Origin of the sequence: Stenotrophomonas sp. HMSC10F06 (genome assembly GCF_001807865.1) — a bacterium.
GTDB classification, from domain to species: Bacteria; Pseudomonadota; Gammaproteobacteria; order Xanthomonadales; family Xanthomonadaceae; genus Stenotrophomonas; species Stenotrophomonas bentonitica_A.
In genome coordinates this window covers 101,012-116,548 of the sequence record NZ_KV791248.1, presented here as the reverse complement: position 1 = coordinate 116,548, position 15,537 = coordinate 101,012, and the positions used below count along the sequence as shown (strand labels likewise).

The window sequence follows — 15,537 nt, the reverse complement described above, 5'->3', positions numbered from 1 at the left end:
GGCGCGACGGCTTCGGCGGTTCGCGCCTTCTGCGTGTGTGGGACGAGGCGATGCCGTGCGCAGGCGGCGTGCCGGATGCCTCGTCCGATGTCGCGGACGCTTCTGTCCGACACCGTGCTGTCATCGATCCGGGCCGACCTGACGCTGGCGACTTTCTCGCGGAATTTAACGGCTTCTTCACCGCCGTTCTGAAACAGCCACGCCGATTTCGCATGCTCGCGATGGCCCGTTATGCTGTCGCCATGCAGCCAACGAAATTCGCCCTTCCGCTGATGTTCCTGTCCTTTGCCACCGTCTCGGTGGCACATGCACGGGGGACCATCGAGAAAGTGGACATCAAAGGATTGGACAAGGGCGACGACGCCGAGATGATCGAGAACATCGAGGTCTCGCTGTCCCTGTACGACACCATCGGCAAGGTCCAGGGCGAGTCGCGGCTGGAGTACCTGTTGTCCCAGGCCGAGCGCCAGACCCGCGAGGCGCTGGAACCGTTCGGCTACTACAACCCGACCATCACGGTGGAAAGCCCCCGCGAAGGCGAGAACCTGCGCGTGGTGATCCAGGTCGACAAGGGCCCGCCGACCGTGGTCCGCCGCGAGCACATCGACATCACCGGCCCGGCCCAGCTGGACCAGTACCTCCAGGAAGACTTGGAGAACTTCAAGCCGCGCAAGGGCCAGCGCTTCGAACACACCGAGTACGAAGCCAGCAAGATCCGGGTGACCCGGCGCCTGGCCGAACGTGGTTACTTCGATGCCGACTTCACCCAGCGCCAGGTCCAGATCACCCGTGCCGAGAACGCGGCCGACGTCGATCTCACCTGGGACAGCGGCCGCCGCTACAACATGGGCGAAATCCGCTTCCACCAGGATTACTTCGTCGACAAGCTGTTCGACCCGCTGGTCTATTGGGACGAAGGCAGCTACTTCCACGAAGGCAAGCTGGACCGCCTGCGCGAATCACTGACCAAGCTGGATTACTTCAGCGTGATCGACATCCAGCCGCGCCCGGACCAGGCCGATGAGAACGGCGATGTGCCGGTGGACGTCAACCTTACCCGCGCCAAGCGCACGATCTACACGGCCGGCCTGAGCTACGGCAGCGAGAGTGGCGCCGGTGTGCGCGGCGGTCTGGAGCGGCGTTTCCTCAACAGCCGCGGGCACAAGATGAACACCCAGCTCGACTATGCGCAGAAGCGCAAGAGCCTGGTCACCAGCTACCGCATTCCGGCCTTCAACTGGCTCGATGGCTGGTATGCGTTCACCGCCAGCGCGTATGACGAGCAGACCGATTACATCGACCTCCGCAACTTCAAGCTGTCGGCCAGCCGCAGCGGTGAGATCAACGAGTACTGGACCGCGATCGCCTCGATCAACGCCCTGCGCGAGCGCTGGCGTTACGCTTCGGGCACCGAGTTCACCGATGCGGTCTACAACACCTCCACGCTGGTCTACCCGCAGCTGGTGGCCGACTACGTCAACGTGGACGATGAGATGTTCCCGCGTCGTGGCCTGAGTGGCAGCGCGACGCTGCGCGGCGGCATCGAAGGCGCCGGGTCGGACACCAGCTTCGTGCAGGCCAATATGGTGCTGCGCTGGTATGTGCCGATCGGCGACACCGACCGCCTGATCCTGCGCGGCGAAGGCGGCACCACCTGGACCAGCGACCTGGTGGCGATGCCGCCGAGCCTGCGCTTCTTCGCCGGTGGCGACCGCAGCATCCGCGGGTATGCCTTCCGCGAAGTCGGCCCGCGCACCGCACCGCCGGACAAGTACGCGCTCGGCGCGAAGAACCTGGTGGTCGGCTCGGCCGAGTATGAGCATTACTTCAAGGGCGGGCCGTGGGGCGCGGCGGTGTTCGTCGATACCGGCAGCGCGTTCGACAACACCATCGACCTGCACACCGGCGTGGGCTTCGGCGTGCGCTGGAAATCGCCGGTGGGCCCGGTGCGCGTGGATATCGCGCACGGCCTGAACAACCCGGATTCGCAGTTCCAGCTGTACCTGAACATCGGAGCGGACCTGTGAGCACGCCGACGCCTTCCGCACCCGCCACCCCGCCGCCGCCGCGCGTGCGTTTCTACCGCAGGCGCCGCTTCTGGGCGTGGTCCGGCTTCACCGTGCTCGGCCTGGTGCTGCTCGCGCTGCTGCTGGTGTACTGGCTGCTGCAGACCGTGGCCGGCCGCGATGTGCTGCTGGCGCAGGTGGTCGCGCGCTTGCCGGTCGGCGCGTCGCTGACGTGGAGCAAGGTGGATGGTCCCGTCGCCGGGCCGCTGGTGCTGCACGATCTGGACTTCCGCTACGACGATATCCATTTCACCGCCGAGCGCGCCTATCTGGATCCGGACATCCGCCCGCTGCTGGGGCGCAAGCTGCAGCTCGATGCCCTGCAGATCAAGAACGCGACGCTGAACCTGGCCAAGAGCGATGAGCCGTTCGAGCTGCCCTCCTGGCCGGACTCGCTGCCGCAGATCGAAATGCCACTGGCGATCCAGGCCGACACGATCATCATCGATGGCTTCCGCATCACCCAGGCGCAGCAGCCGCTGATCGACATCGCCAAGGTGCGCGGTGGCGTGGAGATCGCCAATGGCGAATTCCGCGCGACCCAGCTCAAGGTCGACAGCGACATGGGCGATTTCCGCGTGGACGGCCGTTATCTGCCACGCAGCGATTACGACACCGACATCACCATCGGCGCGCTGATGCCGGCCCCGCGCGGGCGTACCCCGGCGCGGCTGGGGCTGGTCGCACGCGGCGACCTGGGGCACATGGAAGTGGCGATCGCCGGCAACGCACCGGCGCCGCTGCAGGCCACCCTGGTCTTTGATGGCCGCACCGATCCGGTCTGGAAACTCACCGCACGCAGCAAGGAACTCGACCTGGCACTGCTGGTGCCGGGGATGGACGGGAGCACCAGCACGCCGATGGCGCTGGATGTGCAGGCCGACGGCAAGGGCGGCCAGGCCAATCTGCAGGGCAGCTTCAAGCAGGGCGACATCGCGGTGGAACTGGCGCCCTCCAAGGTCGGCCTGGCCGACCAGGTGCTGACCGTGGCGCCGCTGCAGGTGAAGGGCTTCGGTGGCCAGGCGCGGCTGGAAGGCATCGCGGATTTCACCGACAAGGAAAACGCGAGCCTGCGGTTCTCCGTCGTCGCCAACGACCTGACCTTCGTGCCCGCCGCCGATACCACCACCCCGGGCGCCGCTGCGCCGGTGCCGGTGACGCTCAAGGAGGCGCGCATGGGCCTGGCCGGCACGCTGAAGGCCTGGGCGGCGGTTGGCCGTGCCTCGGTTGAGCGCGAGAAACAGGTCGCCGACCTGACGTTCGACGTGCGCGGCAACGACCAGGCCGCCGTGATCAAGCAGCTGCAGGCCAGCACGCCGGGCGGCTCGCTGGATGTCACCGGCCAGGTCGCCTGGGCACCGCAGCTGGATTGGGACGTGGCCGCCAAACTGGCCGGCTTCGATCCGGGCTACTTCGCGCCGGGCTGGGACGGCAAGCTGTCCGGTTCGTTCGCATCGAAGGGCCGCCAGTTGCCGCCGCCCGCGGGCAGTCCGGCCGGTACCGCCGGCAGCTACGAAGCCACCGTCGATGTACCTGGCATCAAGGGCACGCTGCGCAAGCGCGCGCTGGATGCCCAAGGCAAGTTCGCCCTGCGCGGCGAGCAGGGCGAGGGCAACCTCAGGCTCGCGCTGGGCAACAGCCGCCTGACCGCCAAGGGCTCGGTCGGTGACCGCCTGGATATCGATGCACAGCTGGAACCGGTGCAGCTGGCGGACCTGTTGCCCAACAGCACCGGCAGCCTGCGTGGGCACGTGCTGATCAAGGGCGCTCGCACCGCACCGGACATCACCGCCGATCTGGTCGGCAGTGGCCTGCGCTGGGACGACTGGAGCGCCGAGGCGATCAGCATCAAGGGCCGCCTGCCATGGCAGGGCGACAGCGGCACGCTGGCGGTGCAGGGCAGCAAGCTGCAGGTGGGCATGCTGCTGGACACGCTCAACGTGGATGCGCGCGGCAGCCTGTCAAACCTGCGCGTGGATGCGCAGACGAAAAACGAACTTGGTGCCGTTGCGCTGCAGGGCGGTGTGCGCCAGCAGGGCCAAGCCTGGCGCGGTGACCTGACTGCGCTGCGCATCGCACCGATGAAGGGCGATGCCTGGAGCCTGCGTGCACCGGCCACCTTCAGCGTGCAGGGCAGCAACGTCACCCTGAGCGATGCCTGCCTGGGCGCGGCCACCGGTGGTGCGCTGTGCGCCAGCGCGAACTGGCCGCGCGAAGGCCTGCTCGTACGTGGCGATGCATTGCCGCTGGCGCTGGTGCAGCCCTGGCTGCCGCCGCAGTCCGGCCGCCGCATCTTCCTGCGCGGTGAAGTGAATCTGGACGGGCGCATCCGCCCCCGCGGCAACGCGTGGGAAGGCAGTGCCTCGGTCACCTCGCGCGAAGGCGGCGTGCGCCTGGGCGACAACGCCCGTGGCGAACTGGTGCGCTACGACCAGTTCTCGGTGAACCTGGAGATGACCCCGCAGCAGATCAACGCCAAGCTCGGTGTCGGCTTCCAGGGCGATGGCTTCGTCGATGCCAAGGTGCAGACCGGCTGGGATGCCAACGCACCGCTGACCGGCGAGCTCTACATGAACATCGCGCGCCTGTACTGGCTCGAACTGTTCTCCCCGGACATCGTGCGCCCGACCGGGCTGATCGAAGGCCACGTCAGCCTGCGCGGCACCCGTGGCACGCCCTCGCTGGGGGGCGAGGCCACGTTGAGCAAGTTCAATGGCGAGTTCCCCGCGCTGGGCCTGACCTTCGCCGAGGGCAAGGGCAGCTTCACCGCACAGCCGGACGGCTCGGCCAAGATCACCGCCCAGGCCAACTCCGGCAAGGGCACACTGTACGTCGATGGCGGGCTGTCCTGGTTCGGTGACGCGCAGCCGCTGCAGCTGCATATCCACGGTGAGAACGTGCTGCTGGCCAATACCAGCGAACTGCGCGTGGTGGCCAACCCCAACCTGGACTTCACCCTGGCCGGCAGCGCGATGCAGCTGCGTGGCACGGTGCATGTGCCCGAAGCAGACCTGGACCTGGAGCGCCTGGATCGCGGTACCTCGGTCTCCGAAGACGTGGTGGTGCTGGACCCGGTCGATCCGGAAGAGGGCCCCAGTTCGCCGCTGGACATGGACCTGACCGTCAGCCTGGGCGACCAGGTCAAGATGGCCGGGTTCGGGTTGAAGGGCGCCCTGACCGGCAAGATGCAGGTGTGGGCGCGCCCCGGACGCGAGATGACCGCCAACGGCGGGCTCGAAGTCAGTGGCCGCTACAAGGCCTACGGCCAGGATCTGACCATCACCCGCGGCAACTTGAACTGGAACTACAACGCGGTCTCCGATCCGCGCATCAACATCCGTGCCCAGCGCACTGTCGGCGACATCACTGCCGGTATCGATGTGACCGGGCGGGCGCAGTCGCCGCGCGTGGACGTGTGGTCGGACCCGGCCATGTCGCAGTCCGAAGCACTGGCCTACCTGGTGCTGGGCCGCAGCCTCACCGGTGCCAGCAGCGACCAGGCCCAGCAGGTCAACGCGGCCTCGGCGGCGCTGTCGGCCGGCAGTGGCCTGCTCGCTTCCCAGCTGGGGGCCAAGCTCGGCCTGGACGATGCCGGCGTGAGCCAGTCGCGCGCGCTGGGCGGCTCGGTCATCGGCTACGGCAAGTACATCTCGCCCAAGCTCTACATCGGCTACGGCGTCTCGCTGGTCGGCAGTGGTTCGGTACTGACGCTGAAGTACCTGCTGCGGCGTGGCTTCGATGTGGAGCTGGAATCGAGCACGGTGGAGAACCGTGGGTCGCTGAACTGGCGGCGGGAGAAGTAAGCCGCGGCCGGTGGTTCAGGTGCCCCTGACCATCGGCCGTTGCCCTGCCGGGCCTCAGTGGCTAAGGTCTCGGGCTGTTCTGACGTACCGGAAGTGCCCATGTCTTCACGCAAACCCCTCACCGCCGCGCTGGCGCTTGGCCTGACCCTCGCCGCCGGCGCCCATGCCGACGAAGGCATGTGGATGCCGACCCAGCTGCCGGACCTGGCCAAACCGCTGAAGGCGGCCGGCTTCAAGGGCAACCCGGGCGACCTGGCCAACGTTACGGCGCCCCCGCTGAGCGCGGTGGTGCGGGCCGGGGGCGGCACTGGTTCATTCGTCTCCGACGATGGTCTGCTGCTGACCAACCACCACGTGGCCATGGGCGTGATCCAGTACAACACCTCGCCCGAGCACAACCTGATCAACGACGGTTTCATCGCCAAGGGCCGCAGCGACGAGCGCGCGGCCAATCCGGATTTCCGCGTGCTGGTCACGGTCGGGTTCGACAAGGTCACCGATGAGGTGCTGCGCGATGCGCGCGGCAAGACCGGGCGGGCGTACTTCGATGCCGTGGACCGCGCCAGCAAGCAGCTGGTGGCCGAGTGCGAGAAGGAAGGCAACATCCGCTGCAGCGTGGCGGACATGTACTACGGCACCGATTTCTACCGCATCCGCCAGCTCGAGCTGAGCGATGTGCGCCTGGTCTACGCGCCGCCGCGCGCGATCGGCAACTACGGCGACGAGATCGACAACTTCATGTGGCCGCGCCACACCGGCGATTTCACCCTGCTGCGTGCCTACGTGGGCAAGGACGGCAAGCCTGCGCCGTACAGCGTGGACAACGTGCCCTACCACCCGCCGGCGCACCTGAAGATGGCGATCGACGGCCCGAAAACCGGCGATTACGCGATGTTGGCCGGTTACCCGGGCATCACCTACCGCCATCGCACCGCCGCCGAATTCGCCAGCCAGATCGATGCGGTGCTGCCGCGCCGCGTGTCGGTGTTCCAGCAGATGATCGACACGATCGAGTCGGCCAGTGCCAAAGACGCGCAGGCGCGTACCCGGTACGCCTCGCAGCTGCAGTCGCTGAAGAACAACCGCAAGCGTGCCGCCGGCGAGCTGGAAGGCCTGCTGCGCAGCGATGCGAAGGCCCAGCGCGCCGCCGATGAAGCGGCGATGCTGCAGGCCACCGATGCGAAGTACCAGGGCGATATCCAGTCGCTGCTGACCTCGCTGTCCAGCGGTGCCTCGGTGGGCGAGCGCGACCTGCTGCTCGACCTGATGGCGGCGCAGAGCCAGCTGCTGCGCTCGGCACTGACCCTGGAGCGCCTGCGCATCGAATCGGCCAAGCCCGATGCCGAGCGCGACAGCGGCTACCAGCAGCGCGATCTGGCGCTGATCGAAGGCGTGCTCAAGCAGGTCCAGCGCCGCTACGATCCGGCCATCGAAAAAGCCCTGCTGACCACGCTGCTGACCCGTTACCAGCAGCTGCCCGACGCGCAGCGCGTGCCCGAGTTCGACGCTGCCTTCGGCCGTACCCCGGCTGCGCTGGCCAAGACCCTGGATACGCTGTACGCCAGCACCCACCTGGGCGACGAAGCCGAGCGCCTGTCGCGCTTTGCCGCGGCCAAGGAGGGCAAGGCGCTGGCGCGCGATCCGCTGATCGACCTGGCCGGCCCGCTGGTGGCCGCGCAGCTGCGCCTGGATGACGAACGCAAGACCCGCGAAGGCGAGCAGCTGCGTCTGCGCCCGGCCTACATGCAGGCGCTGTTCGCCTGGCGGGCCAAGCAGGGCCGCGCGGTGTACCCCGATGCCAACCGTACGCTGCGCATCAGCTACGGCAAGGTCGAGGCGCTCTCGCCCCGCGATGCCGTGCATTTCGACCCGGTGACCACCGTGGCCGGGATCGTGGAGAAGAACACCAACGCCTACCCGTTCGATGCGCCCAAGCCGCTGCTGGCCGCGATCGCCAAGGGCGATTTCGGCTCCACCGCCGATCCGGTGCTCGAGACCCAGACGGTCAACTTCCTGACCAACCTGGATACCACCGGCGGCAACTCCGGCTCGCCGGTGCTCAACGCCAAGGGCGAACTGATCGGCCTCAACTTCGACAGCAACTGGGAGTCGGTCAGCGCCAGCTGGTGGTTCGACCCGCGCTTCAAGCGCGCGGTGCACGTGGACATGCGCTACCTGCGCTGGCTGCTGGCCAAGGTCTACCCGGCGCCGGAGCTGTTGAAGGAAATGGGCGTCCCCGCCGAGTAAGGGACGCAGGCCCGCCCCGTAGCGCCACGACCAACGGTCGTGGCCTACACTGCGGGCTGCTCTTGCGGAAACAACCCTGTGGTTTCTAGCTGGAACCTGCTGCTGGTCTCGGTGGTCTACGCCGCGCTGCTGTTCGCCGTGGCGTGGTGGGGCGACCGCCGCCCGATGTATCCGGACCGGCCATGGCTGCGCCCGGTGGTCTACAGCCTGGCGCTGGCGGTGTACTGCTCGTCGTGGACGTTCTACGGGGCGGTCGGCACGGCGGTGCGCAACGGCATCGGCTATCTGCCGATCTACCTGGGGCCGCTGCTGCTGTGGGTGTTCGGCTGGCGCATCATCGAGCGCCTGGCACTGATCGCACGCAGCCAGAACGTGGTGTCCATCGCCGATTTCATCTCTTCGCGGTTCGGCCGCTCGCGGCGCCTGGCCGCGCTGGTGGCGGTGATCGCACTGATCGGTATCGTGCCGTACCTGGCATTGCAGTACAAAGCCGTGGCGATGAGCCTGCAGGTGCTGACCGGCAACGTCGGCCCGACCGGCTTCTTCACCGACCCGGCGCTGTACGTGGCGCTGCTGATGGCCTTGTTCGCCACGCTGTTCGGCACCCGCCAGGTGGACGCCACCGAGCACCACCACGGCATGATGCTGGCGATCGCGCTGGAATCGATGATCAAGCTGATCGCGATGGTGGCGCTGGGCCTGTTCGCCTACCTGTGGCTCAACGACCGCACCGATGCGGTGATCGAGTCCGCGCATACGCTGTTCACCGGCCTGCCACCGGTCGGCTTCATCTCGCAGACGCTGCTCAGCTTCCTGGCGATCATCTGCCTGCCGCGTCAGTTCCATGTAGCGGTGGTGGAGTGCGGCGACGTGCGCGACATCCGCCGCGCGCGCTGGATGTTCGGGGCCTACCTGGTGATCATCTCGGCGATGGTGATTCCGATCGCCACCGCCGGCGTGACCCTGTTCGGCACCGGTGGAAGTGTCGCCGACGACAGCATGGTGCTGGCCCTGCCGCTGGCCGAAGGCCGCAAGTTCCTGGCGCTGGTCGCCTATGTCGGCGGCTTCTCGGCTGCGACCGGCATGGTCATCGTGGCCTCCATCGCGCTGGCGACCATGGTCAGCAACGATCTGGTGATGCCGGTCCTGCTGCGCCGCAGTGGCGATCATCAAGAGGCGGCGGATGTCGCTTCGCGCGTGTTGTGGATTCGCCGTACCGCGATCCTGCTGCTGGCGCTGGTGGCCTACAGCTATTACCGCGGCAGCAGCAACGACAGTACTCTGGCCTCGTACGGGCTGATGGCCTTCGCCGCCGTGGCGCAGTTCGCGCCGGGCTTGATCGGCGGCCTGTACTGGCGGGGAGCGAGCCGCCGGGGCGTGGAGGTCGGCATGCTGCTCGGCTTCGCCACCTGGGTGTACACGCTGCTCTTGCCCGCGCTCACGCATGCCGGCTGGATGGACGAGGCCTGGCTGGTGCACGGGCCGTTCGGGATCGGCTGGCTGCAGCCACAGCATCTGTTCGGCATGAGCGGCTGGGACCCGTTGACCCACGGCACGTTCTGGTCGCTGCTGGTCAATGTCGCGGCGATGGTGCTGGTTTCCGTGCGCTGGCGCCCGGGCGTGGACGAACGCCTGCGTGCCGCGCCGTTCCTGGACCCGTACGCACAGCGGCCTTCGGTGGCCGGTGTGTGGCCCGGCAACGTGCATGTGGGCGATCTGCTGGCGCTGGCCTCACGGGTTGTCGGTGACCGCCATGCGCGCCGATCCTTCTTCGAGCAGGCGCAGTCGATGGATCGCGAGCTGCAGGCCTCCGCGCCGGCGGACCGGGCGTGGGTGCAGTTCACCGAGCGCCTGCTGGCGGCCTCGATCGGCGCCGCCTCCGCACGCCTGCTGCTGACCAGCCTGCTGCGCGGCTCGGGCATGGACCTGGGGGAAGTGGTGGCGGTGCTCGACGAAGCCGGGCAGGAGCTGCGCTTCAACCGCGAGATTCTTTCCACCACGCTGGAGAACATCAGTGCCGGGGTCAGCGTGGTCGACCCGGACATGCGCCTGACCGCCTGGAACCGCCGTTACCAGCAGATGTTCGGGTACCCCGACGGGATGCTCTACGTCGGCCGCCCGGTGGCCGACCTGATCCGCTACAACGCCGAGCGTGGCGAGCTGGGCGAGGGCGACATCGAGGTGCAGATCAACCGCCGCATCGGCTACATGCGCGCCGGTTCGCCGCACATCTTCGAGCGTACCCGCAGCGACGGCAAAGTGATCGAGATGCGCGGCCAGGCATTGCCCGGCGGTGGCTATGTCACCAGCTACAACGACATCACCGACTACAAACACGCCGAGCGCGCGCTGCTGGAAGCCAACGAGACGCTGGAGCAGCGCGTGGCCGAGCGCTCGCACGAGGCCGAGATGGCGCAGCAGTCCAAGACGCGCTTCCTGGCGGCGATCAGCCACGATGTGCTGCAGCCGCTCAATGCCGCGCGCCTGTTCGCCTCGGCGCTGCGTGAGAGCCACCACAACAACGAAGAGCAGCGGCACCTGGCCGAGCGCGTGGATGCCTCGCTGCGCGCGGCCGAGGAGCTGCTGGATGGCCTGCTGGATGTCTCCCGCCTGGACGCCGGCGGCCTGCACCCGGTGATCGGCGATTTCGATGTCAGCCTGCTGATGCGCGAGCTGGCGGCGCAGTACTCGCCCGTCGCCGCCGGGCGCGGCCTGCGCATGGATCTGTTCGCGCGCCCGGCCTGGGTGCGCAGCGACCGCCGCCTGCTGCGGCGCGTGCTGCAGAACTTCCTGGCCAACGCACTGCGTTACACCCGCCAGGGGCGCATCGTGCTGGCCGTGCGCCATCGCGGGCCGGAAGTGGAGCTGCAGGTCTGGGATACCGGCCCGGGCATCCCCGAGCACCACATGCAGCAGATCTTCGACGAGTTCCACCGCTACCAGCAGCCGTTCGACTGGGGCGAGCAGGGCCTGGGGCTGGGCCTGTCGATCTGCCAGCGCATCTCGCGCCTGCTCGATCACCGCCTCAACGCGCGCAGCCGGGTCGGCAGCGGCAGCATGTTCTCGATCCTGCTGCCGCTGGTGGCCGCGCCGGCCCTGCCGACGGCGACCGCGCTGCCGGCGCCGAGCCCGGTCACCCGCGCCGATTCACTGGCCGGCATGCGCGTGCTGTGCGTGGACAACGACCAGGAGATCCTGGACGGCATGCGGGCGCTGCTGGGGCGCTGGCAGGTACAGGTGATCACCGCCAGCACGGTCGACCAGGCGCTGGAGAAAGTGGTCGAGCGGCCGGATGTGATGCTGGTGGACTACCACCTGCATGACCGCCTGGACGGGCTGGACACGCTGGTGGCACTGGGCCAGAAGGCCGGGCGTGCGATTCCCGGCGCGCTGCTCACTGCCGATGGGCGCGATGAGCTCAAGCGGATGGCACGTGACCGCGGCTACCGGTTGTTGACCAAGCCGATCAAGCCGGCCTCGCTGCGCGCCTTCCTGGCTGCCTTCCACGACACCCGCGGCGATCTCTAGCCGCGGGGCCGTGGCCGCGGCCGGTCAGGCCATGGCGCCGCTGAGATGTTCGTACAGGATGGTCGAGCCGATGATGATCAGGATCAGGCCGCCGATGATCTCCGCGCGCTTGCCGACCATGCCGCCCAGCACGCGGCCGAGCATGATGCCCATCGTCACCATGGTCAGCGTGCACAGGCCGATGATCAGCGCCATCACGCCGATATGCACATCAAGGAAGGCCAGGCCGATGCCCACCGCCATCGCATCGATGCTGGTGGCGAAGCCGGTCACCGCCAGGCGCCAGAAGCCATGGTGTTTGCTGGTGTCTTCGTCCTCGGCACCGTCATCCGGGCGGAGCCCGTTGATGATCATGTGCACGCCCAGCGCACCGAGCAGGCCGAAGGCGATCCAGTGATCGAAGGCCTCCACGTACTGCAGCGCGGCGCGGCCGAGCAGCCAGCCGATCACCGGGGTGATGCCTTCGATGACACCGAAAATGAGGCCGGCGCGCAGCGCGTCGGAGAAACGGGGCTTGCGCATCGCCGCGCCTTTGCCGATCGCCGCGGCGAAGGCATCGGTGGACATGGCAAAGCCGATCAGCAGGATCGAAACAGGCGACATTGGGGTACGCGGCAGGTCGGGCGATTGCGAGCAACGGACCGCGAACGCGCCCAACCTGTCGTTGCGCACGCGGACCGCTGGTCTCGCCAACCAAGATGGCTACCCGCACCACGGCGCACTGGCCGAGTATGTTGATGCGGGCGATTCCTTCAGCAGGAATCCGGCTACTCCCCAAGGGGACGCGAAGCTTAGCACCGGGGTTGTGGCGTGGCGCGTTTACCGGCAATTGCGCAGGTCACGCTGGATTTCATAGCCCCGGCTATAAGCCGTGACGGGTAGAGCCGACCGTTGGTCGGCTGCACCGCGTGATCGGGCTCTGCAGCCGACCAACGGTCGGCTCTACGCCACCGATCCGCGTGGTGCCCTCACTCCTCTTCGGGCGGCAACACGATCTGTTCGTCATCGATGGCCAGCTTGCCGGCCATCAGCACCGCCTGGGTGCGGTTGGTGACGCCCAGCTTGCGCAGGATCGCGGTGACGTGCGCCTTGATCGTCGCTTCGGAGACGTTGAGGTCGTAGGCGATCTGCTTGTTGAGGCGGCCAGCGCCGAGCATCTGCAGCACGCGGAACTGCTGCGGGGTCAGCTCGCGCAGGCGCTGGCCGATCTCGCGCTCTTCGCGGCCGGTTGGCGGCACGTTGTGTGCCTCCGGCGGGGCCCAGGTTTCGCCATCGAGGATGGTGCCCAAGGCGTGGCCGATCGTGTCCGAATCGGCGGATTTGGGGATGAAGCCGAACGCACCATGGTCGAGCGCGCGGCGCATCACGGTCGGCTCCTCGCGCGCGGACACCACCACCACCGGCAGCTGCGGGTGCAGCGCACGCATGTGCACCAGCGCATTGAAGCCCTGCGCACCGGGCATGTTGAGGTCCATCAGGACCAGGTCGGCGTCGGTGTGCTGGTCGGCCAGCTGGTACAGCGCTTCCACGCTGTCCGCTTCGTACAGCTGCACGCCGGGGATGACGCGTTGCACGGCGCCGCGAAGGGCTTCGCGGAACAGCGGATGGTCATCGGCAATCAGGAGGGTCGTCATGGTGGGGGGCCATGTTGCGAGAGGGGTGACACGACGTAACGGAACGAGTGTATCGAGCCGGCAGCCCCCTGAGTCAGGGGGCAGCCGCATAGCGGCGGGGGTGTGGGTGATGGTGAGAAGGGGCCCACGGTCCGCTTGCGGACCGTGGGAGCGACAGCGCGAATGCGATGTGGCGACCGTTACTTCACTTCACTTTCCGCTCTTCCACCAGCGAGGCCACGACCGACGGATCGGCCAGGGTCGAAGTGTCACCGAGCTGATCCGGTGCGTTCTCGGCGATCTTGCGCAGGATGCGGCGCATGATCTTGCCCGAGCGCGTCTTGGGCAGGCCCGGCGCCCACTGCAGATGGTCGGGCGCGGCGATCGGACCGATCTCCTTGCGCACCCAGGCCACGAGCTCCTTGTGCAGTTCATCGCTCGGCGTTTCGTCGGCGATCAGGGTGACGTAGGCATAAATCCCCTGGCCCTTGATGTCGTGCGGGAAGCCGACCACGGCCGCTTCGGCCACCTTGGGATGCGAGACCAGCGCGCTTTCCACTTCGGCGGTACCGATGCGGTGGCCGGAGACGTTGATCACGTCGTCCACGCGGCCGGTGATCCAGTAGTAGCCATCCTCATCACGACGGCAGCCGTCGCCGGTGAAGTAGCTGCCCGGGTAGGTGCGGAAATACGTATCGATGAAACGCTGATGGTCACCGTAGACCGTGCGCATCTGGCCCGGCCACGAATCGCGGATGATCAGGTTGCCTTCGGTGGCCCCTTCCTGGATCTCGCCATCGGCGTTGACAAGGGCCGGCTGCACGCCGAAGAAGGGCAGGGTGGCCGAGCCCGGCTTGAGATCGACCGCGCCGGGCAGCGGCGAGATCAGGATGCCGCCGGTTTCGGTCTGCCACCAGGTATCCACGATCGGGCAGCGGCTGTCGCCGACCACCTCGTAGTACCAGCGCCAGGCTTCGGGATTAATCGGCTCGCCGACGCTGCCGAGCAGGCGCAGCGAACTGCGCGAGGTGCGCTTGACCGGTGCATCGCCTTCGCGCATCAACGCGCGGATCGCGGTCGGGGCGGTGTAGAAGATGGTGACCTGGTGTTTGTCGATCACCTCCCAGAAGCGGGACGTGTTCGGGAAGTTCGGCACGCCTTCGAACATCACCGAGGTTGCGCCATTGGCCAGCGGGCCGTACACGATGTAGCTGTGGCCGGTGACCCAGCCGACGTCGGCGGTACACCAGTAGATGTCGTCCTCGCGCAGGTCGAACACCGCTTCATGGGTGTAGGCCGCATACAGCAGGTAACCGCCGGTGGTGTGCAGCACGCCCTTGGGCTTGCCGGTGGAGCCGGAGGTGTAGAGGATGAACAGCGGATCCTCGGCATTCATGCGCTCGGGCTCGCACTGGGTCGGCTGCGGGTCCACCACATCGTGGAACCAGCGGTCGCGCGGGGCCTGCATGTCCACCGCGCCGCCGGTGTGGCGCACCACCAGCACCGTTTCCACGGTGGTGGTGCCGGGCAGCTTCAGCGCCGCATCGACGTTGGCCTTGAGCGGGATCTTCTTGCCACCGCGCAGCCCTTCATCGGCAGTGATGATCAGCTTGCTGCCGCAGTCGATGACGCGGTCGGCGATCGAGTTCGGGGCAAAGCCGCCGAACACCACCGAGTGGATCGCACCGATACGCGCGCAGGCCAGCATGGCCACGGCGGCGTCGACGATCATCGGCAGGTAGATGGTGACCCGGTCGCCTTTCTTGACGCCGAGGTTGCGCAGCGCGTTGCCGAGGCGGCAGGTGCGCTCATACAGCTCGCGGTAGGTCACGCCCTGGGCGGGTGCATCGGGGCTGTCCGGTTCGAACAGCAGGGCGACCTTGTCACCGCGTTTGTCGAGCTGCCGGTCCAGGCAGTTGACGCTGGCGTTGAGTTCGCCGTCTTCGAACCACTTGATGCGGAAATCATCGAGCTGGTAGCTGACGTTCTTGATGCGGGTCGGTTTCTTGAACCAGTCCAGGCGCTCGGCGGCCTTGCCCCAGAAGGCGTCCGGGTGCTCCACCGATTCACGGTAGCGCTGCTGGTACGTGTTCCTGTCGATCCGCGATGCCGCGGCGAACGCGGCGTCGACGGGGTAAAGATCAGCCATGGCACCCTCACTTGCACGTTGACTTGGGTTGTGCGGTCGCAGCATAAGCGGCGACCTCTCCCCCTCAGTTTGCCGCATCCACCCGCCTGCGCGTTACCGGGGTGGTTAGACCATGGTCGAACGCCGACCAC

At 67.5% G+C, this 15,537-nt stretch carries 7 protein-coding genes; 4 read left to right on the top strand and 3 right to left on the bottom strand.

Going from position 1 to position 15,537, the window contains the following annotated elements; translation table 11 throughout:
• Nucleotides 1-242: 242 nt before the first annotated feature.
• From HMPREF3113_RS00510 to HMPREF3113_RS00495, 4 genes are all read left to right on the top strand, one after another.
• Complete coding sequence (locus HMPREF3113_RS00510; protein WP_172838077.1) at nt 243-2,027, top strand: autotransporter assembly complex protein TamA; 1,785 nt, start codon at nt 243-245, stop codon at nt 2,025-2,027.
• Nucleotides 2,024-5,869 (top strand): translocation/assembly module TamB domain-containing protein, encoded by a 3,846-nt coding sequence (locus HMPREF3113_RS00505; RefSeq protein ID WP_070470074.1) that lies wholly within the window; start codon nt 2,024-2,026, stop codon nt 5,867-5,869. The genes HMPREF3113_RS00510 and HMPREF3113_RS00505 overlap by 4 nt, the downstream gene beginning before the upstream one ends.
• Nucleotides 5,870-5,968: 99 nt before the next feature.
• On the top strand, nt 5,969-8,116 hold the full coding sequence (locus HMPREF3113_RS00500) for a S46 family peptidase (protein ID WP_070470071.1): 2,148 nt from the start codon (nt 5,969-5,971) through the stop codon (nt 8,114-8,116).
• Between the two features lie 78 nt (nt 8,117-8,194).
• Complete coding sequence (locus HMPREF3113_RS00495) at nt 8,195-11,644, top strand: hybrid sensor histidine kinase/response regulator (protein WP_070470069.1); 3,450 nt, start codon at nt 8,195-8,197, stop codon at nt 11,642-11,644.
• Nucleotides 11,645-11,668: 24 nt separating this feature from the next.
• Here the strand turns inward: HMPREF3113_RS00495 and mntP are convergent, their stop codons facing one another.
• The 3 genes from mntP to acs form a co-directional block, all read right to left on the bottom strand.
• Entirely contained in the window at nt 11,669-12,247 is a 579-nt protein-coding gene (mntP, locus tag HMPREF3113_RS00490) for a manganese efflux pump MntP (RefSeq protein WP_046272969.1), read from the bottom strand.
• Nucleotides 12,248-12,612: 365 nt separating this feature from the next.
• Nucleotides 12,613-13,278 carry a response regulator transcription factor gene (locus HMPREF3113_RS00485; RefSeq protein ID WP_070470067.1) on the bottom strand — a complete coding sequence of 222 codons (666 nt, stop codon included), beginning with the start codon at nt 13,276-13,278 and terminating at the stop codon, nt 12,613-12,615.
• A 184-nt stretch (nt 13,279-13,462) separates the two neighbouring features.
• A complete protein-coding gene (gene acs, locus HMPREF3113_RS00480) occupies nt 13,463-15,406 on the bottom strand; it encodes an acetate--CoA ligase (protein ID WP_070470066.1) in 1,944 nt (647 codons plus the stop codon).
• Nucleotides 15,407-15,537 lie beyond the last annotated feature (131 nt).